This is a genomic window from Bacillus sp. SIMBA_031 (genome assembly GCF_046535225.1).
Taxonomy (GTDB): domain Bacteria; phylum Bacillota; class Bacilli; order Bacillales; family Bacillaceae; genus Bacillus; species Bacillus velezensis.
In genome coordinates, this window is the sequence record NZ_JAWRXC010000468.1 from 1 (window position 1) to 254 (window position 254).

Consider the following 254-nt stretch of genomic DNA (forward strand, 5'->3'; position numbering starts at 1 on the left):
CGGTAGTGAAGGGCTGGAGTACGGAACTGTCGCTGGAGGTGACGAGCCTCGCGGTGCAGGTGCATGGAGGTATGGGCTTCATCGAGGAAACGGGCGCCGCCCAGTACTACCGCGACGCACGCATCCTTACCATCTACGAAGGCACGACGGCAATCCAGGCGAATGACCTCATCGGCCGCAAGACATTGCGCGACGGTGGTGCCGTGGCCAAAGTGCTGCTCAGTCAGATTGACGAAAGCGTCGCGGCGCTCTGG

The 254-nt window shown here is 62.2% G+C and carries 1 protein-coding gene; it reads left to right on the top strand.

The window, feature by feature from the left end; genetic code table 11:
• The coding region (locus tag SB724_RS21045) for an acyl-CoA dehydrogenase family protein (RefSeq protein WP_410572918.1) at positions 1-254 on the top strand (254 nt) is incomplete at both ends.